Raw genomic sequence first — 21,089 nt, 5'->3', positions numbered from 1 at the left:
GGCGGATTACGCTGTCGCTAATCCGCCCTACGCTTTCTGAAGCTGCGCCACGCATTCGATCTCGATCAGCATCTTCGGATCGGGCAGCGCCTGCACCACGCAGGTGGTGCGGGCGGGGTAGGGTGCGGGCCCGAACGCCGACGCATACAGCACGTTCATCGTGGCGACGTCGGAAGCGCGCGTCAGCAGCACGTTGACCTTGACGAGATCGCGAAACGTCGCGCCGGCCTCGCCGAGCACGCGCTTGATGTTGGCGACGACGAAGCCGAACTGCGCCTCGAAACCATCAGCCAGCGCGCCCTTGTCGTCAAAGCCGGGAATGCCCGAGACGAACAGCAGGTCGCCGGTGCGTGTGGCGAACGAGAGCGGGGGAGACTTGATGCCGGCGGGCGGCGCGAAGTGCTGGATCGGCATGGGACACCTCCATGAACGGTTCGTTGCTTTGAGCCTAACGCGCCGCTGCCTCGCTGGAAAGGCAGCGGCGCGGCGCTTGCGACCCGCCGATAGGATTGGAAGAGCATGAGCCGGTACGAGGAGATCCCCGGACGAGGTACTAGCGCGAGATGATCGCGGCGAAGGTAATTCAGTTCACAGGAGCGATAATTTTGTTCGCTTGTGCACGTCGGTTATCCCTTGGATTTTGATGAAATTGTGTCCTGTCTGCGGTCATGCGCTGTTGCGCGGCTATCAATACGCTTTTCCCACCCGCCCGATAAGGTACAATCAGCAAATCACGACTCAATCGGCGCCGCACGCTGGCCTGCCAATTCCCTTGGAGAAAATATACATGAAGATGTCATCCAGCCTTCGTGCTGTCCTGCTCGCGCTGACGGCGCTCGTTTGCGCAGCGCTGCCCTCTGCCTCGCATGCCGACGAAGGCTTCGTGCAGCTCACGATCTACAAGGCGGGATGGATCATCGGCGGATCCGGTGGCAACGGCGTTCTGAACTTCCGCGGGCGGCGTTATCCGCTGTCGACCGGCGGCCTCGACTACGGCCTGGTGTTCGGCGGCTCGAAGACGGTGCTGCGCGGCCGCGTCAGCAACATCTATCGCCCCTCCGACGTCGCCGGCGTCTACGGCGCGGCCGGCGCGGGCCTTGCGGTGGGCCGCGGCGCGCGCGCGATCGTGCTGACCAACCAGAAGGGCGCGGTGCTCGAATTGACCGGCCACCAGGTAGGGTTGATGGCGAACGCCGATCTCAGCGGCCTCGCGATCACGATGCGGTAGAGTTTCGTAGGGTGGGTTAGCCGAAGGCGTAACCCACCGCGGTGCCTCCGCGCGGAAAGACGGCGGATTACGCTATTGCTAATCCGCCCTACGGCGGCGGTGCTTCGGGGAAAGACCAATGAACCGCGAACAGTTGGTTGCCGCTTACACGGCGCCGGGCCGCCACTATCACAACCTCGCACACATCGAAGACTGTCTCGCTGCACTCGCGCGCGTCGACGGTCTTTCGGCGGCCGAGCGCGAAATTCTGTCCGAGGCCATCTGGTGGCACGATGTCATCTACGACGCGACCCGCTCGGACAATGAAGAGCTCAGCGCGCGGCTGGCCGAACAGCACGTCCGCGAGGACCTCCGTCAGGAAGTCGGCCGCCTGATCCGCCTGACCAAGACACATGACGTCCAGCCCGATGATCGGCTGGGCGCCGTCCTGATCTCGATCGATCTCAGCATCCTCGGCGCAGAGCCCGCGCTATACTACGCGTATGCCGCGGCGATCCGGCAGGAGTTCATCCACGTTCCGGAGCGCGACTATCGCGCCGGTCGCGCAAAAGTGCTCAGCCAGTTCGCCGCACGGCCGGTCATCTTTCCCGATGCGGCCTTCGCCGCGAGATATGACCGGCAGGCCCGCGAAAACCTCGCGCGCGAACTGGCTTCCTTGCGCTGATAGCGCCGTCGCCGCGGCAAGCAGCGCGCCCGCAGCGACGGCTGCGATTACCTCACCCCAAGAAAATCCCGCTTGCCGATCTCCACGCCGTTGTGCCGCAAAATGCCGTGCGCTGTGGCGGCATGGAAATAGAAATTCGGAAACGCAAAATTGACGAGATATTGCTGGCCCTTCATCGTCATGGTGTTGCTCGGGCCGATCGGGAAGGTCACCTCGCGCGTATCGCCGCCGTCGAACTGCGCCGGCTTGAACGACTTCACATAGTCGATCGACTTCGCGATCCGCTGCTGCAACTCCTCAAAACTCTTTTCGGTGTCCGGCGTCTGCGGCACCTCGCTGCCGGTGAGGCGAGCGCAGGTTTTCATGGCGAAATCGCAAGTCGTCTGCACCTGCCGCGCCAGCGGATACATGTCCGGATAAAGCCGCGCGTTGAGCAGCACCTCGGGCTGGATGTTCTTCGCCTTGCAATGCGCTTCCGCTTTCGTGAGCAGGCCGGAAAGGCTGCCGAGAATCTGCAGGAAGGCCGGCACGGTGGCGTCGTGGAAAGACATGTGGGGCTCTTTTCGTGATGCGGAATGAGGCCTCGGGAGGATGAGGCGCTTTTCGACATGGGGAGCTGCGAAGGAAATACAACGCCTGCAGCGTATCGATCGCAGTCAATTATTCCAGCGCCGAACCCGTAGCCCGGATGGAGCCAACGGGTCACGCGAATGCGCGCCCGATGACAGGCTCCGCGCAATCCGGGGTTCTGTATACGCGGCACCGTCCCGGATTTCGCTTCGCTCCATCCGGGCTACGGCTACAACTACCGCGCCGCCGGCATCACCATGCCGGCGGGCTGTGCCTGGACGCCGGGCCCGCGCATCCGCGCCAATAGCTCCGCGGTCGGCCAGGAATCCGCGGGCAGGCCGTATTTGATCTGCATCGTCTTCACCGCCGTGCGGCTCAACTGGCCCATCACGCCGTCGACCTTGCCGACATTGAAGCCGGCGCGCACCAGGAGCTGCTGCAGCTCTTTCAGCTCGTGGAACGGCAGTTGCGCGACCGGCGCTGATGGCTGCCGCATCGGCGGGGCGCCGGCGATGCGGGTGGCGAGATAGGCCGCGGTGGTCGAATAGATCAGCGAGTTGTTCCACTCGGTATAGGCGGCGAAGTTCGCATAGGCCAGGAATGCCGGTCCGGTGCGGCCCATAGGCAGCAGCAGCGACGCCGGCATGTCGTCGTTCGGCAGCGGCCTGCCATCTGGATAGGTGACGCCGAGCTGCGCGAATTTCGCGCGCGACAGTTTGACGGTGAGATCGGCCTGGTCCCACGGGAAATTCGCCGGCGCGCGCACTTCCTGCAGCCACGGCTCGCCGCGCCGCCACTTCAATCCGTTGGCGATGTAGTTTGCGGTCGAGCCAATCACGTCGGGGACGCTGCGCAGCATGTTGCGGTGGCCGTCGCCGTCATAGTCCACCGCATAGTTGAAATAGTGCGTTGGCAAAAATTGCGTCTGGCCGAGCTCGCCGGCCCATGAGCCGATCATCTCGGCTGGCGTGAGATCGCCACGGTCGATGATCTTCAGCGCGGCGATGGTTTCCTTCTGGAACATCTCCGAGCGGCGGCAATCATAGGCCAGCGACACCAGCGACGGCAGCGTATGCAGCTTGCCCAGCTCGGCGCCAAAACTGCTCTCAAGCCCCCAGAACGCGGCAATCACCGCCGGCGGCACGCCATATTCCTTCTCGGCGCGGTTGAACGCCGCCGCATGCATCCGGACTCTCGCCTGCGCATTTTTCGCCGCGCCATCGGACGCCCGGTTTCGTGAGAATTCGTTGAACACCTGGCCGAAGACGCGCTGACCGCGGTCGCGGTTGACGATGCTTTGGTCGTAGGTGAGGTAGGGCGCGGCTTCGGCCAGCGCGCGCTGCGAGACGCCGTCCGCCAGCGCCTGCTGCTTGAGGTCGGCAAGGAAGCGGTCGAACGACATGCCGTTGTGACAGGCGGCCGCGCGGGGTGAGGGGGCCCTCGCGACCGGCTGGCCGGGAGCCGGGGCAAGTGGTCTCGGTTGCACCACCGCTGGCCGGGTCGGCGCGGGGACTGTTTGGGCGATGGCGAAGGAGGAAAGGGACAGGGATGCCGCGGCAGCAACGAGGAATCTGAAAAGCGGCATCGATGTCACCGGCTTGAAAGGAATCGTAGGGTGGGCAAAGCGAAGCGTGCCCACCATTTCAAAGCAAGCCAGTTCAATCAATATGGTGGGCACGGCGCAAGTGCGCCTTTGCCCACCCTATCGGCTCCCGCCTTGGAGCAATCCGGCCCGCAAGCCCCGCCGCGCGCATAGGAGCCTGCCGTATCAACCTGATCTCGCAGGCTGTTCCAACCGCCTCCCGCCGTGTAGGCTTGTCGCACTGCCGGGCCAATATAAGGCCGTCGCCCATATGGGGCGGGCAGACAAAATGGGAGACTGCGGGATCCATGACGGAACTCCGATACCTGGCGCCGGATACGCTTGACGAAGCGATCGGTGCATTTGCGAAAGCCGGCAGCGCCGCGCGCATCCTGGCCGGCGGCACGGATTTGCTGGTGCAGATGCGATCCGGCGTGCTCAAGCCCGGCGTGATCGTCGACATCAAGAAAATCCCCGAGATGATGGGAATCGAGCAGACCGCCGATGGCGGCTTTCGCATCGGGGCCGCCGTCTCCGGCATGGCGCTCGCGGAACACAAAAGTTTCAGCAAGGTCTGGCCCGGCGTGCTCGAAGCCGTCAACCTGATCGGTTCCAAGCAGGTGCAGGGCCGCGCGTCCGCCGGCGGCAATCTCTGCAACGGCTCGCCCGCCGGCGACAGCGTGCCCGCGATGGTTGCGGCCGGCGCCATCGTCACCGTGCAGGGCCCGAACGGCCGCCGCGAAATGAAGGTGGAAGACGTCCCCGCCGGCCCCGGCCGCACCAATTTGAAGCCCGGCGAGATCCTCGTCAGTTTTGCATTACCGCCGCGCCCGCCGGGATCGAGCGACGCTTACTTACGCATGATCCCGCGCACCGAAATGGACATCGCCGTCGTCGGCGTCGGCGTTAGTCTCACGATCAAGGACGGCACCGTCACCGCCGCTCGCGTCGGCCTCGGCGCAGTCGCGCCCACAGTCCTGCTGGTCGAAGACGCCGCCAAGGCGCTGATCGGCTCAAAGCTCGACGACGCCGCGCTCGCCAAGGCGGCAGCCGCGTGCTCCGCCGCCTGTCGCCCGATCGACGACAAGCGCGGCACCATCGCTTATCGCACCAAGGTGGCCGGCGTGCTGCTCAAGCGCACCGCCGCTATCGCCGCCCAACGCGCGACTCAGAAAAATTGAATCGGGAAATAGAATTCAATGGCCAAAGTTCACGTCACCACGTCCATCAACGGCGAGCCGATGGAATTCCTGTGCGAGCCATCAGACACCATGCTCGACGCGCTGCGCGGTCCGCTCGCGCTAACCGGCTCCAAAGAAGGCTGCGCCTCCGGCGATTGCGGCGCCTGCTCCATCACGCTCGACGATCGCTTGATCTGTTCCTGCCTGATGCTCGCGGTCGAAGCGCAAGACCACGAGATCCGGACCATCGAGGGCATGGCACAGGGCGATAAGCTCCATCCGCTGCAGCAGAAATTCCTGGAGATGGCCGCCCTGCAATGCGGCATCTGCACCTCGGGCATGCTGGTCGCCTCCGACGCGCTGCTGAAGAAGAACCCGGAGCCGAGCGAGGAGGAAATCCGCTTCTGGCTCGCCGGAAATCTTTGCCGGTGCACCGGCTATGACAAGATCGTCCGCGCGGTGATGGAAACCGCCGCCGAAATGCGCGCCCAATAAAGCTGGAGCCAGCCCAATGAATCTCGTCACCAACAACAAATGGATCGGCCAGCGCACCATCCGTCCTGATGGCATGGACAAGGTCACCGGCCGCGCCCAGTTCGCCGCCGACACCACGATGCCCGGCATGATCTGGGGCAAGGTTTTGCGCAGCCCGCATCCGCATGCGCGCATCAGGTCGATCGACACCTCCAAGGCAGAGAAGCTGCCGGGCGTAAGAGCCGTCGTCACCGCGCGCGACATCGTCGATTTCCCGATCGCCAACGGCGCGGTCATGCTGGGCATCCAGGACATGCGCTGGATGTGCCGCAACGTGATGGCGCGCGACAAGGCGCTGTTCCCCGGCCACCCCATAGCTGCCGTCGCCGCGACCACCGAAGCGATCGCAGCCGAAGCCTGCAAGCTGATCGAGGTCGATTACGAGGTGCTGCCGTGGTCGATCGAGATCGACGACGCGATCAAGCCCGATGCGCCTGTTCTGCACGAGTTCAACAAGTTTGACGGCAAGCCGTCCAATATCGCCGGCCGCCTCGAGCACAAGAAGGGCGACATCGCTGGTGGATTCAAGAAGGCCGACATCGTCATCGAGCGCACCTTCACCACGCGCCCCGTTCATCAGGGCTATATCGAGCCGCATGCCTGCCTGATCTCGGTCGCGCCTGACGGCAAGACCACGATCTGGAGCTCCAGCCAGGGCCAGTTCATGGTGCGCGCGATGACGGCCTATCTCACCGGCATCCCGCAGAGCGACATCCGCGCTATCCCCGCTGAGATCGGCGGCGGCTTTGGCGGCAAGACCATCGTCTATCTCGAACCGCTCGCGACGCTGCTTGCGAAAAAATCCGGCCGCCCGGTGAAGATGGTGATGACGCGCGAGGAAGTGATGCGCGCGACCGGCCCCACCTCAGGCTCGAAGAGCACGGTGAAGATTGGAGCCACGAAAGACGGCAAGATCGTCGCCGCGCACGGCACCTTCTATCTGCAGGCCGGCGCCTTCCCGGGCTCGCCGATCCGCGGCGCGGCCGGCTGCAGCTTCACGCCCTACGACATCCCGAACCTGCTCTCCGAAGGTTTTGACGTCTGCTCCAACCGCTCGAAAGTCGCAGCCTATCGCGCGCCCGGTGCGCCGATCGGCGCCTATGCCGTCGAATGCGTGATGGACGAAGTCGCCGAAGCGCTCAAGATGGACCCGCTCGACTTCCGCCTGAAGAACGCCGCGAAGGAAGGAACGAAAGCCGCGCACGGCCCGGTGTTTCCGCGCATCGGCTATATCGAGACGGTGGAAGCAGCCAAAAGCTCGCCGCATTATGCCGCGCCCCTCGGTGACGGCCACGGCAATCCAAGGGGCAGGGGCGTCGCCTCCGGCTTCTGGTTCAACGCCGGCGGTGAATCCTCCGCGCAAGTCAACATCACGGAAGACGGCAACGTCGTCGTCACGACAGGGCATCCTGACATCGGCGGTTCGCGTGCCGGCATCGCCAACATCTGCGCCGAACTTCTTGGTATTGATTACCGCCGCGTCTCCGTCATCATCGGCGACACGCAGACGATTGGTTTTTCGAATCTCACCGGCGGCAGCCGCGTGCTGTTCGCCTCCTCGATTGTCGTGACGCAGTCGACCGAAAAGATCATCCAGACGCTGCGCGAGCGCGCCGCAAAGATCTGGGAGATCGATCCTGAAGCGGTGAAGTGGGAGAACGGCGCGGCGCACCCGGTGAGCCCGAACGCCGGCCAGTTCGAACCGCTGACGCTGGAAGAGCTCGCCGAGAAGGCGCCCGCGATGGGTGGCCCGATCGGCGCCGGCGTGCAGCTCAACACCACGGGCGCCGATGGCGGTTTCGGCACGCATGTCTGCGACGTCGAGGTCGACGTCGATCTCGGCATTGCGCGCGTCATCCGCTACACCGCCGTGCAGGATGTCGGCCGCGCCATTCACCCCGGCTATGTCGAGGGCCAGCTCCAGGGCGGCGTCGCCCAAGGCATCGGCTGGGCGCTGAACGAGGAATACATCTACACGCGGGAAGGCAAGGTCGATAACCCCGGCTTCCTCGACTATCGCATGCCGGTCTGCTCGGACCTGCCGATGCTCGACTGCATCATGGTCGAAGTGCCGAACCCGAAACACCCGCAAGGCGTCAAGGGCGTCGGCGAAGTGCCGCTAGTCCCCGTGATGGCCGCGGTCGCTAACGCGATCTACAACGCGCTCGGCAAACGTTTCTACGCCCTGCCGATGTCGCCGCCGAAGGTGCTGGAAGTGCTGGAAGCACCGACGCGAGAGGCGGCGGAGTAGGGAGTACGACGGTATGTAGCCAAACCGTCATTGCGAGCGAAGCGAAGCAATCCATAGCACGGCATCGAGAAGGTGGATTGCTTCGTCGCTATCGCTTCTCGCAATGACGGCGGAGAAATCGTGGGGTGAGTTAGCGAGCGTAGCCCGGATGGAGCGCAGCGCAATCCGGGACCTTCATTATCGCTCCCCGCATATCGCTGCGCTCATGCGGGCTACTGGTTTGCAACGCCAATGACTGATGTGCTTCCCTATCGCGCCATGGCGTACAACAACGCCTGGGCAAACCACCGGCTGCTGACCGCCTGCATCGGACTGCCGCCGGATGAGTTCACCGCAAAACGAACCGGCTTCTTTCCAAGTCTGCGCGCCACGCTCAACCACATCCTGATCATCGACCATTTTTACGTCGACGCGATGGAAGGCGGCACGCTCGGCCCGGCCGCCTTTGCGGATCAGGAGCCTTGCGCAACGGTCGTCGCACTGAAGGAAGCCCAGGCCGCAGTCGATCGGCGTTTGCTCAAGATCGTCGAAGCGCTCGACGGCGCCGGACTGCAGCGTATCATCTCCGTGCATCGCGGCACCTCCATCCAGCGCGAGCGGATGGACCGATTGCTCCTGCATCTGTTTCAACATCAGGTGCATCATCGCGGCCAGGTCCACGCCATGCTGAGCGGCACGTCGGTGAGCCCGCCACAGCTCGACGAGTTCTTCGCGGTGGGTGAAGCCTCGTTGCGGGCGGAGGAGTTTGCGGAGTTGGGTTGGAGCGAAGAGAAGATTTGGGGCGGCTCGGAGGCCTAGAGGTGAATTCCGTAGCCTGGATGAACGAAACGATATCCGGGGGCGTGTCCCGATTCTCGTATATCGCTGCGCTCATTCGCGCTATTTGCTGCCGGCAGGTTCGGTCGGCATTGTCGGACCGCAGGTAAATCACCGGGCTCTTTGGCAAACCCGGTAGCTTCGGACGTCTAGTCGCAAGCCATCTTGGGGGAAGAAAAAGGTGGGTATCAGAGTTTTCGTGTTCGACGAGCGCGCTGCGTTGGCGCAGGCCGATTATTGCGACTGGATCGTGCGCGAGATCAAGGGCGCCCCAAAGGACAAATGGCACAAGCCAGAATCGTCTTCGCCTCGTCTACGAAAATGGTTTGACGACATGCGCCGTTCCTTTCCGTTGATCGGGGATGCGGATCCGGATGACCCCTACGGTACGGAGTATTGCTTTTATTGCAATGTGATCGATGTGATCTTTGCGGGCTCGGTTGGGGAGGAGGGGGTCCTGCAGGCCTGGAGACTTGCCGGGAAACATGATCTGCGTCTCTTGGTCGGCGAAGAGCTGCTACCGCGGAAGGCACCGAAGGGAAAGCGGGATTTCCATATCTCGGTCCTGGATGGGGGGAGGCCAATACCGGGGATAGCGCCCAACATGTGCTTCGTCGTGTTTGATCCTGACATCGCGCATCTTGCTCCCGGCAAAGCGAGGACATGGATCCTTGAACGGCTTGAAGCGGAGCCATGGAGCAAGGATCAATCAATTCTGACAGGAGATAAGCTGAGACGATGGATCGATCTATTTGCGGCCCGCAATTTGGATCCACTGGTTTCGGAGATGCGATTTTATCGTGATCTCATCTTCATTCGAGTTGATAGAAAGAATGACAGCTCAATGCTTTCACCGACGATGGAGCTATCGCACAAGCTTAACTTGCCATTTGAAGTTTACGTGAACCTCGGTTAGGCGAGCGCGTAGGACCTCCTATCCGCGGTCAGGGTGGGTAGAAGGGTAACCCGGATGAGCGAAGCGATATCCGGGCTTTTTCGTCGCCTGTCGCTGCGCGCATGCGGGCCACGTGCCGAATGTGAAAGCCGTCATGAACGATCAGAATCTATCTGCCACTTCACCCTTCCATTCCATCCGCGCCGTCGACTACACCGTCATCATCGTGCGCGACATGGCGGCGATGCGCCGTTTCTATGAGGGCGTCCTGCGCTTCTCTCTGACGCGCGAGCTGTCGGCGGGATGGATCGAATATCAGATCGGGGGCAACACGCTTGCCTTGTCGCGGCCGGGCCGGACGGCGAAGGATGCACCGACGCCCACAGGCAGCGCTTCGCTGCAGCTCGCGTTCAAGGTCGCGGTTGATGACGTCGATCGCTGCGCCGACGAGCTGCTACGGCACGGCGTTGGAGCGCAGCGCAATCCGGGACGGGTCGTTCAGCGGAGATAGTCCCCGGATTTCGCTTCGCTCCATGCGGGCTACTCTAGCCGCTATGCCGCCGCGTTGCGTCGCACAGAACCGTAGCCCGGATGGAGCGCAGCGCAATCCGGGGCAGGTCGCTCAGCGGAGAGATGGTCCCCGGATTTCGCTTTGCTCCATCCGGGCTACTCCGGGCGCTATGCCGCTGCTGTTACCGCGCTCAGTTCAGCGTCAGCCACACCAGATTGCCGTCGTGGTGGCAGGTGTTGCAGTGCGCCGGCTGGTTGAAGGTGTTGGCGAGCTGCCATTCCTGCGCCTCGTTGCTCCACTGCGCGGTGGCGTGGCAGATGATGTCGTCAGAACCGCAGGCGGCGCAGACCGGCGTGGAACGGGCGGTCCGGCTCGTCACCTTCCGCTCGACCGGCTGCGGCCGGTCCGGGGCGACCCGGTCCTGGGTGATTTCGAACGGGTTCAACAGCATAACGCGTCGCAACATCGGGCCTGCATCCATCCGCGAGTTCTGGGAATCGCTGTTTTCAAAACTAGCGAATCGGCTTGGCCGTTCCATCGCAAAATTGAGGAATACCCACGTTTTAAATGTGATCGTCACCAGCGGGACACAGATGCGGCTTCCCGGCGGGAGAAAGCGGTACATTGATGCACTGCGCCAATGACGCCGGAGACCTGTAGAAAGATCGAACCTGCGGACACGCGCACGTGAAACGGCCCGGCATCGATGCCGGGCCGTGCTGTTGGAGAATTAGTACGTCTTCTTCGCAGCCGATCCGGTGGTCGTACCGGGTGCGCTTTCCGTTGCCCCCTTCGCGGTCGAAGCCTTGCTCTTCTTCATCTTTTGTCCCGCCGCCGCAGTTTTGCTCTTCTGCGCCGATGAGTACTCAGAGGAATCCGAGGATTTCATCTTGTCGCTCTGCGCAAACGCCGAGGTTGCGACCAGCAGGGCGGCGGTCGCGACAATCAGTGGTTTCAGCATTGGTCCCTCCTTCGTGTCGTTGGACGAAATGCAACGTCCTGGATGCAGCGATGTTCCGGTTTTTCCCGATGGACTGACCCGCGATGTAATGCTGATGAACAGTCCTTCATCTTCGCGCCGAAATTTCGTGCTCAGGTGGCGCAGGCCGCAGGCCGGATTGGCGACAGCATCATCCGCCGCGTGCTTTTCAGTTTGGTGGCCTACGCTGCCGCTAACCCACCCCGCGGCCGCTGCGCGAAAACAAAAAGTTTCTCAATCCTTTCAAACTGATTTGCCCGGTCCAGTCCTGCGCGGAAAAAGAATCCGCTTCGCGCGAGACCCAAATCAGTCCTAGAACTCCCGCCATCCCGGCCCGCAAGAGGGGCGTATCGCGATCGTCACGAACGTTGGGCCGGGCTGCGGTGGACGCGAAAGCGCCGGGCGCGTGGCGTGATTGCAGGGCGGGTTTTCCCGTGAGCGATCTCCAGCGTGCCAGACGAACGGCGCAGTTGCGGACGGCAAAACCGTGTGGTCCTGGCACCCGTTGCTGGTGTCAAGCCGGCGGAGGTTTGCAAAGCTCAACCGGGCGATGCGAGCCGCCAATTCGCCGGCGACGGAGGCAAGAGGAATTCGTCTCCGGGGAGAGCACGGCATAAGCCGTAAACCATTGCGCAGGGAAGGCCGGATGCCCCGGCTGATACCTGTATGCTCGTGTGCGTTTTTCGTTGCGCCTATTGCACACGAGACCGCGGGTGCCAGCCAGCACCCGGCCTTCCCTGCGCCCTCTTATTTTTGGGGGCTTGCGAATTCAAGCACAACTCGGGCGCAACGCGCCGCGGGGATGAGAAACCATGTCTATCCACGTCATTGCGAGCGCAGCGAAGCAATCCATCTGCGCCGCGCAAAAGGAAGAATGGATTGCTTCGCTGCGCTCGCAATGACGGGTGTTGGTGGCGCCTCTCTCTTATCCTCCCCTGGAGGGGGAGGGTCGACGCGACCGCAGGGCGCGGCGGGGTGGGGTGACGGTCTCTCGTCGCGAACAGTGCCCGAGTTGAGAGATCACCCCACCCCGTCTCGCATTTCGCTCCGCTCATGCGAGCCGACCCTCCCCCTCCAGGGGAGGGTAAGCAAGCCCTCACAACTCCCGTGCATTCGAAAATGCGAACGACGACACCCGCCGCGTGTTCTCATCCAAAATCAGCGTCCGCGTGATCGGCGGCTCAGCGCGCTGGCTGCAGTTTTCGCGTTCGCAGAGCCGGCAGTTGACGCCGATCGGCGTGCCCTCGGCCTTCTCCAGGTCCATCCCGGCGGCGTAAACAAGCTTCGTCGCATGGCGGATTTCGCAACCCAATCCGATCGCAAAACGCGGCTGCGGCTGCGGGTGCGGGGCGATCGGGCGGCGCACCATCTGCGCGATCGAAAAGTAGCGCGTGCCGTCGGGCAGTTCGATCACCTGCTTGAGCAGGCGGTCCGGCGTGTCGAAGGTCGAATGCACGTTCCACAGCGGGCAGGTGCCGCCGAATTTCGAGAACGGGAACGTGCCGGAGGAAAACCGCTTGGAGACGTTGCCGGCATTGTCGACGCGCAACAGGAAGAACGGCACGCCGCGCGCGTTCGGCCGCTGCAGCGTGGTGAGGCGATGGCACACCTGCTCGAAGCCGGCATTGAAACGCTGCGCCAGCACGTGGACGTCGTAGTTCAACGCCTCGGCTGCGCTGTGGAATGGCTGATAGGGCATCATCACGGCGGCGGCGAAATAATTCGCCAGCGTAATCCGATAAAGCCGCCGCGGCGTGTCATCGAGGGGGCCGGCGCGATTGACGATGGCGTCGATGCTGGCACCGCATTCGGCGAGGCCAATCTGCAGCGCGAGTTGAAATGCGCGGCCGGAGCCGTCGACCAGTTCGGAGATCAGCAATTGCCGGCGATGGCGGTCGAACCGCCGCAGCGTCTCGCGCATCACGTCGACCGGCATGATGCGGGTGACGATCGAATGCTTTTCGCGCAGCCGCGCCGAAAGCGCGGCAAACAATTCTTCCGCAGAGACGTTGAGTTCGTCGCGCAAATTTTCCGCGGCCTGCTCCAACTCCGGAAAGTAGTTGCGGTTGGCCTCGATCAGGTCGCGCACGCGCTCGATCGGGTTGGCCTCGAAGCGGGTGCCCTCGTCGCGGTCGGCCATTTGGGCTGCGACCAGCGTTTCGCCGCGGCGGGCCTCCGTATAGGCGGCGTACAGCCGTTGCAGGGAATGAGTCACGCCGGGACACAGTTCGGCGAGATCCCGCAGTTCCTGCTTCGGCAGGTCGATCTGCCGGAACAGCGGATCGGAGAAGATTTCGTTCAGCTCGGCGAAGAAGCGGTCCTCGTCGGCGGTGGCGAGGTCGCGCAGATCGAGGTCATAGGTTTCGGCCAGTCGGAGCAGGATCTGCGCCGTCACCGGGCGCTGGTTCCGCTCTATCAGGTTGATATAGCTCGGAGAAATCCCCAGGCCCTCGGCGATCTGGGTCTGCGACAGCCCGAGCTGCTGACGGATCCGCCGGAAGCGGGGGCCGACGAAAAGCTTCTTTCCGGAGTCGGTGGCCATGGCAGGTTCCCTGACCTGATTTGTGACAAAATTTACAAAGTGACATCTATGACAAGTTTATATGTTACAATACATCACCAATAGAAAACAAGCCATCTATACGAATTTGTCCTTTTCGCGTTTAGCTCTCACCACGCATTTCGCAATGCACTGTCAAGAATGTCGATTAGAGACAAGAGTGGCGAAGACAACCGCTGCAGATTTGTCGTCACCGAAAGGATCAGGCACATGAACTTCCAGCCACGTGGGATTATCCAGGGACCGGCTTCCTATGCGAGCGAGATTGGAGCTGCCAAGGCGCTCCTCGAGACCCAGCCGACCTGGAACGGCGTCACCGCCGAAGCCGTGGCGCGCATGCGTCTGCAGAACCGCTTCAAGACCGGCCTGGACATCGCCCGCTACACCGCGGCGCTGATGCGCAGCGACATGGCTGCCTATGACGCCGATCCCACCAAGTACACCCAGTCGCTCGGTTGCTGGCATGGCTTCATCGCGCAGCAGAAGCTGATTTCGGTCAAGAAGCACTTCGGCAAGACCGATCGCCGCTATCTGTATCTCTCGGGCTGGATGATCGCAGCACTTCGCTCCGAGTTCGGGCCGCTGCCGGACCAGTCGATGCACGAGAAGACCTCGGTGCCGGCGCTGATCGAAGAGCTCTACACCTTCCTCCGTCAGGCGGACTCCCGTGAGCTCAACGACATCTTCCGCGCCATCGACGCCGCTCGCAAGGCAGGCGACAAGGCGAAGGAAAAGGAACTGATCGAAAAGGTCGACAACTTCCAGACCCATGTCGTGCCCGTCATCGCCGACATCGACGCTGGCTTTGGCAATGCCGAGGCGACCTATCTGCTCGCAAAGAAGATGATCGAAGCGGGTGCGTGCGCTCTGCAGATCGAAAATCAGGTCTCCGACGAAAAGCAGTGCGGCCACCAGGACGGCAAGGTGACTGTGCCGCACGAGGTGTTCCTGGCGAAAATTCGCGCCTGCCGCCATGCCTTCCTCGAACTGGGCGTCGAAGACGGCGTCGTCGTGACCCGCACCGACTCGCTGGGTGCCGGTCTCACGCAGCAGATCGCTGTGAGCCACAAGCCCGGCGACCTCGGCGATCAGTACAACAGCTTCCTGGATTGCGAGGAAGTGACCGCCGCCAACGCGAAGAACGGCGATGTCATCATCAATCGCAACGGCAAGATGATGCGTCCGAAGCGGCTTGCCAGCAACCTCTACCAGTTCCGCGCCGGAACGGGCGAAGATCGCTGCGTGCTCGACAGCATCACCTCGCTGCAGAACGGTGCCGACCTGTTGTGGATCGAGACCGAGAAGCCGCATATCGAGCAGATCGCCAAGATGGTCGACCGCATTCGCGAGGTCATTCCGAACGCGAAGCTGGCCTACAACAACTCGCCCTCGTTCAACTGGACGCTCAACTTCCGTTGGCAGGTGTACGACGCGATGAAGGAAGCCGGCAAGGATGTCAGCAAGTACAACCGGGCCGACCTGATGAAGCCGGAATACGACGATACGCCGCTTGGCATCGAAGCCGACGAGCGTATCCGCACCTTCCAGGCCGATTCAGCAAAGCGTGCCGGCATCTTCCACCATCTGATCACGTTGCCGACCTATCACACGGCAGCTCTGTCGACTGACAATCTCGCGAAGGAGTATTTCGGCGAGCAGGGCATGCTGGGCTATGTGAAGAATGTTCAGCGCCAGGAGATCCGTCAAGGTATCGCCTGCGCCAAGCATCAGAACATGGCCGGCTCCGATATCGGCGACGAGCACAAGGAATATTTCGCTGGTGAAGCCGCTCTGAAGGCGGGCGGCGCCCACAATACGATGAACCAGTTCGGCTAACGGTAACAGCAGGAGACTAGTCATGACGAAGAGCAATTTCTGGGTGATTGGCGGCGAGTTCGGTTCGATGAACTTCCACAAGCTCGTGGAAGGCTCGGCCCAGGTACAGGGACCCTTCAAGACCCGCAAAGAGGCCGAGGATGCCTGGCGCGCGGTCTCTGAAGAGAACCGCCACAAGGCCGGCGTGCGCTTCTCCATCGTGGAAGAGCCCTCCCGCGTCTCGGCCTGAGCGCCTGCTGCCAACGAACAACGTCTAGGGAAACGCCAAGGACAAGCGGCCCCATCCGGAAAACCGGGTGGGGCCGTTTGCGTTTCTTCTCCCTCTCCCGCTTGCGGGGGTCGAGACGAGCGAAGCTCGCTCTTAGGGCCGGGGTGGGGTGTCGCCGCAGACTCAGAAGCCGGTGGATCGCTAACCCATTGCAAACAAACAGCCATTGCGCCCAAGGTAGTTACTGATAGGTTAACCGGGCCCACCTCTCAGGATTAAAGGCGGCTACCGATGGCAGAAGCGCAAAATTCCGGCAGTGAAGCCCGCGACATGCGACCGACACGGCTGCGCGACGCGCTCCGCCAGGCCCGCATCGAGGCCGCCGACCGCACCGGCGTCGTGGTCGAACTGCGCGATGCCGAGGTCGCCCGGCTCGAGATCCTGAACGAGGCGCTCGATCCGCTGTTCGCCGAGGTGCCCGGGCAGGTCGACCTGTTCGATCGCGGTGTCAGCCAGGGCGAGACGCCGCGGCTGTGGATCGACGTGGTGGCGCATGTGGTGATGGGGCGCGACAAGCGCATCTATCGCTTCGTGCAGGATACGCGCTACGGCCGCATCGTGATCGCCGAGTCGCATGACGTGCCCGTCATCGTCGATGCCGTCACCGGCTATGTCGCGCGCCGCATGATCGAGCGCGAACATGCGATGGTGGCAATGCAGGCGGCTGAGCCGGTCGTGGAAACAAAGCCGCGCCGCCGCGGCTTCGGGGCCTTCGTGCTCGGCTTCGTGCTGGGCGCGGTGGGGCTATTCGGATTGGCGCTATACGCCGCGTTGCGTGGGCTGTAGTTAGCCTGGACCGGAGCAGCCCTGGTGTATCCAGTTGTGGCGATCGCGCTGATGGGTGTCGGGGCGGCCGTATTGGTCGCGATAGTCCCGCGGTGGCTTCAGCTGCGCCGCGCCGAATTCATCCGGACCTATCGCTGGCCGCCGGGGCTGCTCAAGCGGCTGGAGAAGCATCACCCCGGCTTTGAGCGCAAGCACAGCGCGCTGGTCTCGCGGGGCTTGCGACAATTTTTCCTCGCCTATCTGATGAGCGGCAAGCGTCACGTCTCGATGCCCTCGCAAGTCGCCGACGACCTCTGGCACGAATTCATCCTGTACACGCGCGAGTACGACGCGTTCTGCCGGCGCGCGTTCGGCGGATTCCTTCACCACACCCCCGCCGTCGTCCTCAGCGAGCATCGCAAAAGCAATGAAGGCCTGCGCCGTGTCTGGTGGTATTGCTGCAAATACGAGAACATCGATCCGGTCAACCCGACGCGTCTGCCGCTGTTGTTTGCGCTCGACAGCAAGCTCAATATCGCCAACGGGTTCGTCTATCACCCCGACTGCAAAGAGCTGCGCAAGAACGGCAGCGGTGCGGCGTATTGCGGCGGCGATTTCGCAGATACGTCGTTCGACGGCAGTTCGGACGGGTTTGGCGATACCGGAAGTGACAGCGGCGGCGACGGTGGTGGTGGCGACGGGGGCGGCGGCGGCTGCGGCGGGGATTGAGGACTTCGCGGCATTGCGAGCGCGGAGAGCCGCTAGAGCAGCGTCGTCTGCTTGATCTGCTTGACGCGGAAGTCGGTGTCGATGGCGCGCACGGTCTGCACGCAGCGCCATTTTTCGCCGTCGCGCGCGATCGAAAACAGATTGTAGGCGGCAGCCGGGTAATGCCGGTGCGCCAGCGCCGAGGCCGACGGCACGCCGACCGCTGGGATCTGGCGGTCGGCGCCTTCGAGCCACATCGTCGAATGGATGTGGTCGTGGCCGTGCAGGACGAGTTCGACGCCGCGCCGCTTCAGCACGGCGCGGAGCGCCTTCGAGTCGGTAAGCCGCTTCATCCGCGAACCCGAGTGCAGGGGATGATGCACCAGCAGCACCCGGAAGGCCTCATCGGCGGACATCTGCGCCAGATGGCGATCGAGCGCATCGAGCTGCGCGCGGCCAAGCCGGCCGGTCGCCATCAGCGGCAGCGTCGGCACCGCCGAGGAGACGCCGATCAGCGCCAGCGGCCCGCGCCGGCGCACGAACGGAAACGGCGTGCCGTCCGCCGCGGCATCGCCGCGCAGATAGTTCTCGAACGCACCAGTGAAATGATGCCGCGTCGCCCGTACATAGGCGTCGTGATTGCCGGGAACGACCGTGACCCGTTGCGGCGTGCCGACGCTTTCCAGCCAGGCCTGGGCCGGGGTGAACTCCGCCTCCAGCGCCAGGTTGACGAGATCGCCCGTCACCGCGATGTGGTCCGGCCGCTGCGCCTGCATGTCGGCGACCAGCGCGTCCAGCACCTCGCGGCGGTGATATTTGTGGCGGTTGCGGGTCCAGTTGAGATAGCCCAACGCACGCTTGCCCGCGAGATCGCGGAGCCGCGCCGCGGGCAGCGGCGGCAGATGCGGATCGGACAGATGCGCCAGCGTGAAGGTATCGGTCATTCGCGCTCTGCCGCATTCCCTGTGATATAGAGCCGTCGCACGATCATGTCGGCGATATAAGGATCAAACGTGATAGCTGTCCATCCGAGGTTTGCGTGACGGCGCTGCAGCACTTGCGAACACGCTTCGGGCCGCAATTGCGGCGGGCCTTCCACCTCTATTGGCGGATGGCCCGTGGCATGACGCTCGGGGTCCGCGGCGTCGTGCTCGACGGCGACGACAAGGTATTCCTGGTCAGGCACAGCTACGTCGCCGGCTGGCACCTGCCGGGCGGCGGGGTCGAGGTCGGCCAAACCTTTCTCGAAGCCTTGCGCCAGGAACTGATGGAGGAGGGGCGGATCGAACTGACCGGGGAGCCGGTGCTACACGGCCTGTTCTTCAACAGCCACGTCTCCCGCCGCGACCATGTTGCGGTCTATGTCGTCAGGCAGTTCCGGCAGGACCGCCTGCCGACGCCCAACCACGAGATCGTGGAGTGCGGGTTTTATGCGGCGGGTGCGCTGCCGGAGGAGACGACCAGGGGCACGCGGCTCCGGATCGCGGAAGTGCTCGATGGGGCCGTGCCGATCGCCACCTGGCGCTAGGGGGCGCCTATGCTAGTAATCCTTCAGCGCAAAATCGAAGGCGGGGCGATCAGGCAAAAATGAAATTCCTGAAGATTCTTTGCGCGATCGGCTTCCTCGTCGTACTGGTCAGCAATATTTGGTCAATATCCGGCTGGATCGAAGCCCGCGGGGTTTATGACGATATCTGCTACCTGAGGCAGGCGCATCTGTTCGACAGATTTGGTCTCCGTGGCATCGACACCAACATCACCTTCGACGACGATCATTATCTCAAGAACAAGCTGAAGCAGATCGATTTTCCGGGATGGGATGATGCGAAGCGAACGCCCTGCCACACCTGGATTAGCGGCACGGACAAACATGTGCTGCAATATCCGCCCGGGACCGGCTTCATCCTGTCGCTGTTTCCCGCCGGTTTCCGCGTTATCCCGCTCTACATATTGACGTCGGTCGTCGCTGTCGGTTTTTCACTCCTTGCGTTGACCTATGCGTCCACACTTTATCGGCTGATGCTCGTCGCAGCGTTCGGGGACACTGCGATCTATCTGATGATCAATCCGACCAAGGCCAGCTATTCGGTAGCGCCGACCATGATGGTGTGCGCGCTGGTGGGTTTTCTAACGGCGAAGCTCTTCATGGAACGATCGCGGCATCGGTTCGTCCTGTGGGCGCTGGTAGGCCTCCTGATCGGCCTCTCCGTCAACTTCCGACTGCCCAACCTGTTTCTGGCGGCGGGCTATTGCCTGTATCTTGCCGGGGCCTTCCTGCTGGCGCGCAGCAAGGAGACTTTCCTGCAGGCGGCATCGTTCGGCATCGCTTTCCTGATCGGGATTACGCCGACCTTGATCGCGAACGCGATCAACGCGGGCAGTCCGTTCTCGACCACCTATGGCAGCGTCGATGCCCTGCCGCCCGAGCTGAATGCCACCGTGCTGTTGAGCTATCTCGTTGACGTTCAATTCACCTTGCTGGCGATATCGGTCGCCTGGACCGCCTGGCTATGGTGGGCCAATCAAGGCCGCGCAAAGTATGCTGCAATCCTGGTCGCCCTAAACCTTGCGGTAAACCTGATTTTCTTCATGACCCATCCGATATTTACGCCGTACTATATCATTCCGATCGACATGCTCTCGCTCTGGACTTTGCTGTTCGCAACGCTCGATCTGCCCGGCGAACGGGTCGCCGAAAGTGCGGCCTTCCCCCGACCGGCCAATGCCTGATTGCGGTATGACGCGCCATGGACGGATTTAATTCGGTGAGCGTGCAATGACGGCACCTGCGCTGCGGGTTGCGGTTCTGGTGCCGTGCTTCAACGAGGAAGCCGCGGTCGCCACCGTGGTCGCCGACTTCCGCAAGGCGCTGCCGACGGCTGAGATTTTCGTCTACGACAACAATTCCAGGGACCGTACCATCGAGGTGGCGCGCGCGGCCGGCGCCATCGTCCGCAGCGAGCGTCGCCAGGGCAAGGGGCACGTGGTGCGGCGCATGTTCGCCGATATCGATGCCGACGTCTATGTGCTGGTCGATGGTGACGCGACCTATGACGCACCGAGCGCCCCGCGCATGATCGATGCGTTGGTCAACGAGCACCTCGATATGGTGGTGGGCTTTCGCGTCGACCAGTCGGCCGCCGCCTACCGTCCCGGTCACCGCACCGGCAACTGGATGCTGACGAGCTTCCTCTCCGCGGTGTTCGGCCAGGCGTTCAAGGATATCCTTTCTGGCTACCGCGTGTTCTCGCGCCGCTTCGTCAAATCCTTTCCGGTGCTGTCCGACGGCTTCGAGATCGAAACCGAGCTCAGCGTGCACGCGCTCGAACTTGCGCTGCCGGTGATGGAAGTCGAGACGCCTTATTATGCCCGCCCCGAGGGCTCGTTCAGCAAGCTGAACACCTGGCGCGATGGTTTCCGGATTCTCGCCACCATCCTGAAACTATACCGGTCGGAAAAGCCGCTGCGGTTCTTCACGGTCATCGGCGTGCTCCTGATGCTGGTCTCGATCGGCCTCGCGATCCCCGTGATCATCACCTATCTCGAGGAAGGCCTCGTTCCGCGGCTGCCGACCGCGGTGCTGTCGATGGGCCTGATGATCGTGGCGGTGCTGTCGGTAAGCTCGGGGCTGGTGCTGGATACGGTGACGCGCGGCCGCCGCGAAATGAAGTTGCTGGCCTATTTGTCCCAGCCCGCCATCAAAAGGGATTAAGGCAATACGGGGATTGCCGCCTCCGGCAA

Annotated in this window: 22 protein-coding genes; 15 read left to right on the top strand and 7 right to left on the bottom strand. The window is 62.8% G+C overall.

Annotated elements, in window-relative coordinates; translation table 11 throughout:
• Window positions 1-27 precede the first annotated feature (27 nt).
• Window positions 28-414, bottom strand: coding sequence for a RidA family protein (locus tag KIP88_RS04390; RefSeq protein ID WP_214486602.1), 387 nt, complete (start codon window positions 412-414; stop codon window positions 28-30).
• A gap of 373 nt (window positions 415-787) precedes the next feature.
• On the opposite strand from KIP88_RS04390, the gene KIP88_RS04385 reads away from it, so the two are divergent.
• Both KIP88_RS04385 and KIP88_RS04380 read left to right on the top strand, forming a co-directional pair.
• Entirely contained in the window at window positions 788-1,228 is a 441-nt protein-coding gene (locus tag KIP88_RS04385; protein WP_214486601.1) for a hypothetical protein, read from the top strand.
• A gap of 118 nt (window positions 1,229-1,346) precedes the next feature.
• Window positions 1,347-1,892, top strand: a complete 546-nt coding sequence (locus KIP88_RS04380) for a phosphohydrolase (protein ID WP_214486600.1) — start codon at window positions 1,347-1,349, stop codon at window positions 1,890-1,892.
• 47 nt (window positions 1,893-1,939) lie between these two features.
• On the opposite strand, the gene KIP88_RS04375 is transcribed toward KIP88_RS04380, so the two are convergent.
• Complete coding sequence (locus KIP88_RS04375) at window positions 1,940-2,443, bottom strand: DUF1993 family protein (protein WP_214486599.1); 504 nt, start codon at window positions 2,441-2,443, stop codon at window positions 1,940-1,942.
• A gap of 254 nt (window positions 2,444-2,697) precedes the next feature.
• A complete protein-coding gene (locus KIP88_RS04370; RefSeq protein ID WP_214486598.1) occupies window positions 2,698-4,047 on the bottom strand; it encodes a lytic murein transglycosylase in 1,350 nt (449 codons plus the stop codon).
• Window positions 4,048-4,352: 305 nt separating this feature from the next.
• Here KIP88_RS04370 and KIP88_RS04365 point away from each other — a divergent pair, with 305 nt between their 5' ends.
• The 6 genes from KIP88_RS04365 (at window position 4,353) to KIP88_RS04340 (ending at window position 10,232) form a co-directional block, all read left to right on the top strand.
• On the top strand, window positions 4,353-5,225 hold the full coding sequence (locus KIP88_RS04365; protein ID WP_214486597.1) for a xanthine dehydrogenase family protein subunit M: 873 nt from the start codon (window positions 4,353-4,355) through the stop codon (window positions 5,223-5,225).
• Between the two features lie 18 nt (window positions 5,226-5,243).
• On the top strand, window positions 5,244-5,720 hold the full coding sequence (locus tag KIP88_RS04360) for a (2Fe-2S)-binding protein (protein WP_214486596.1): 477 nt from the start codon (window positions 5,244-5,246) through the stop codon (window positions 5,718-5,720).
• A 16-nt stretch (window positions 5,721-5,736) separates the two neighbouring features.
• Window positions 5,737-8,010, top strand: a complete 2,274-nt coding sequence (locus tag KIP88_RS04355) for a xanthine dehydrogenase family protein molybdopterin-binding subunit (protein WP_214486595.1) — start codon at window positions 5,737-5,739, stop codon at window positions 8,008-8,010.
• Between the two features lie 231 nt (window positions 8,011-8,241).
• A complete protein-coding gene (locus KIP88_RS04350) occupies window positions 8,242-8,808 on the top strand; it encodes a DinB family protein (RefSeq protein ID WP_214486594.1) in 567 nt (188 codons plus the stop codon).
• Between the two features lie 199 nt (window positions 8,809-9,007).
• The gene (locus KIP88_RS04345) at window positions 9,008-9,742 is read left to right on the top strand and encodes a hypothetical protein (RefSeq protein ID WP_214486593.1); all 735 of its coding nucleotides are present in this window, start codon (window positions 9,008-9,010) and stop codon (window positions 9,740-9,742) included.
• A 133-nt stretch (window positions 9,743-9,875) separates the two neighbouring features.
• Window positions 9,876-10,232, top strand: a complete 357-nt coding sequence (locus tag KIP88_RS04340) for a VOC family protein (RefSeq protein WP_214486592.1) — start codon at window positions 9,876-9,878, stop codon at window positions 10,230-10,232.
• A gap of 190 nt (window positions 10,233-10,422) precedes the next feature.
• Here KIP88_RS04340 and KIP88_RS04335 read toward each other — a convergent pair whose 3' ends face one another.
• The 3 genes from KIP88_RS04335 to KIP88_RS04325 all read right to left on the bottom strand — a co-directional run bounded on the left by KIP88_RS04335 (window position 10,423) and on the right by KIP88_RS04325 (window position 13,753).
• On the bottom strand, window positions 10,423-10,698 hold the full coding sequence (locus KIP88_RS04335; protein WP_214486591.1) for a hypothetical protein: 276 nt from the start codon (window positions 10,696-10,698) through the stop codon (window positions 10,423-10,425).
• 264 nt (window positions 10,699-10,962) lie between these two features.
• The gene (locus KIP88_RS04330; protein ID WP_214486590.1) at window positions 10,963-11,193 is read right to left on the bottom strand and encodes a hypothetical protein; all 231 of its coding nucleotides are present in this window, start codon (window positions 11,191-11,193) and stop codon (window positions 10,963-10,965) included.
• Window positions 11,194-12,307: 1,114 nt separating this feature from the next.
• On the bottom strand, window positions 12,308-13,753 hold the full coding sequence (locus KIP88_RS04325) for a short-chain fatty acyl-CoA regulator family protein (RefSeq protein WP_214486589.1): 1,446 nt from the start codon (window positions 13,751-13,753) through the stop codon (window positions 12,308-12,310).
• A gap of 228 nt (window positions 13,754-13,981) precedes the next feature.
• Here KIP88_RS04325 and KIP88_RS04320 point away from each other — a divergent pair, with 228 nt between their 5' ends.
• The 4 genes from KIP88_RS04320 to KIP88_RS04305 all read left to right on the top strand — a co-directional run bounded on the left by KIP88_RS04320 (window position 13,982) and on the right by KIP88_RS04305 (window position 17,369).
• Window positions 13,982-15,607 (top strand): isocitrate lyase, encoded by a 1,626-nt coding sequence (locus KIP88_RS04320; protein WP_214486588.1) that lies wholly within the window; start codon window positions 13,982-13,984, stop codon window positions 15,605-15,607.
• 22 nt (window positions 15,608-15,629) lie between these two features.
• The gene (locus KIP88_RS04315) at window positions 15,630-15,836 is read left to right on the top strand and encodes a hypothetical protein (RefSeq protein WP_212033207.1); all 207 of its coding nucleotides are present in this window, start codon (window positions 15,630-15,632) and stop codon (window positions 15,834-15,836) included.
• Window positions 15,837-16,106: 270 nt separating this feature from the next.
• The gene (locus KIP88_RS04310; protein WP_214486587.1) at window positions 16,107-16,661 is read left to right on the top strand and encodes a hypothetical protein; all 555 of its coding nucleotides are present in this window, start codon (window positions 16,107-16,109) and stop codon (window positions 16,659-16,661) included.
• A 36-nt stretch (window positions 16,662-16,697) separates the two neighbouring features.
• Window positions 16,698-17,369: a hypothetical protein gene (locus KIP88_RS04305; RefSeq protein WP_308163218.1), complete on the top strand. Its 672-nt coding sequence runs from the start codon at window positions 16,698-16,700 to the stop codon at window positions 17,367-17,369.
• A gap of 32 nt (window positions 17,370-17,401) precedes the next feature.
• On the opposite strand, the gene KIP88_RS04300 is transcribed toward KIP88_RS04305, so the two are convergent.
• Complete coding sequence (locus tag KIP88_RS04300; protein WP_214486586.1) at window positions 17,402-18,292, bottom strand: metallophosphoesterase; 891 nt, start codon at window positions 18,290-18,292, stop codon at window positions 17,402-17,404.
• Window positions 18,293-18,387: 95 nt separating this feature from the next.
• Here KIP88_RS04300 and KIP88_RS04295 point away from each other — a divergent pair, with 95 nt between their 5' ends.
• Genes KIP88_RS04295 through KIP88_RS04285 form a run of 3 tightly spaced genes read left to right on the top strand, consistent with a single transcriptional unit; the run spans window position 18,388 to window position 21,060 of the window.
• Window positions 18,388-18,876, top strand: coding sequence for an NUDIX domain-containing protein (locus KIP88_RS04295; protein ID WP_214486585.1), 489 nt, complete (start codon window positions 18,388-18,390; stop codon window positions 18,874-18,876).
• Window positions 18,877-18,935: 59 nt separating this feature from the next.
• Complete coding sequence (locus tag KIP88_RS04290; RefSeq protein ID WP_214486584.1) at window positions 18,936-20,078, top strand: hypothetical protein; 1,143 nt, start codon at window positions 18,936-18,938, stop codon at window positions 20,076-20,078.
• Window positions 20,079-20,124: 46 nt separating this feature from the next.
• Complete coding sequence (locus tag KIP88_RS04285) at window positions 20,125-21,060, top strand: glycosyltransferase family 2 protein (RefSeq protein WP_214486583.1); 936 nt, start codon at window positions 20,125-20,127, stop codon at window positions 21,058-21,060.
• Window positions 21,061-21,089: the final 29 nt, after the last annotated feature.

Origin of the sequence: Bradyrhizobium sp. SRL28 (genome assembly GCF_018596315.1) — a bacterium.
Classification (GTDB): Bacteria; Pseudomonadota; Alphaproteobacteria; order Rhizobiales; family Xanthobacteraceae; genus Bradyrhizobium.
Note: the sequence above shows the minus strand (reverse complement) of the source record. Positions and strands in the feature narration are given on the sequence as shown.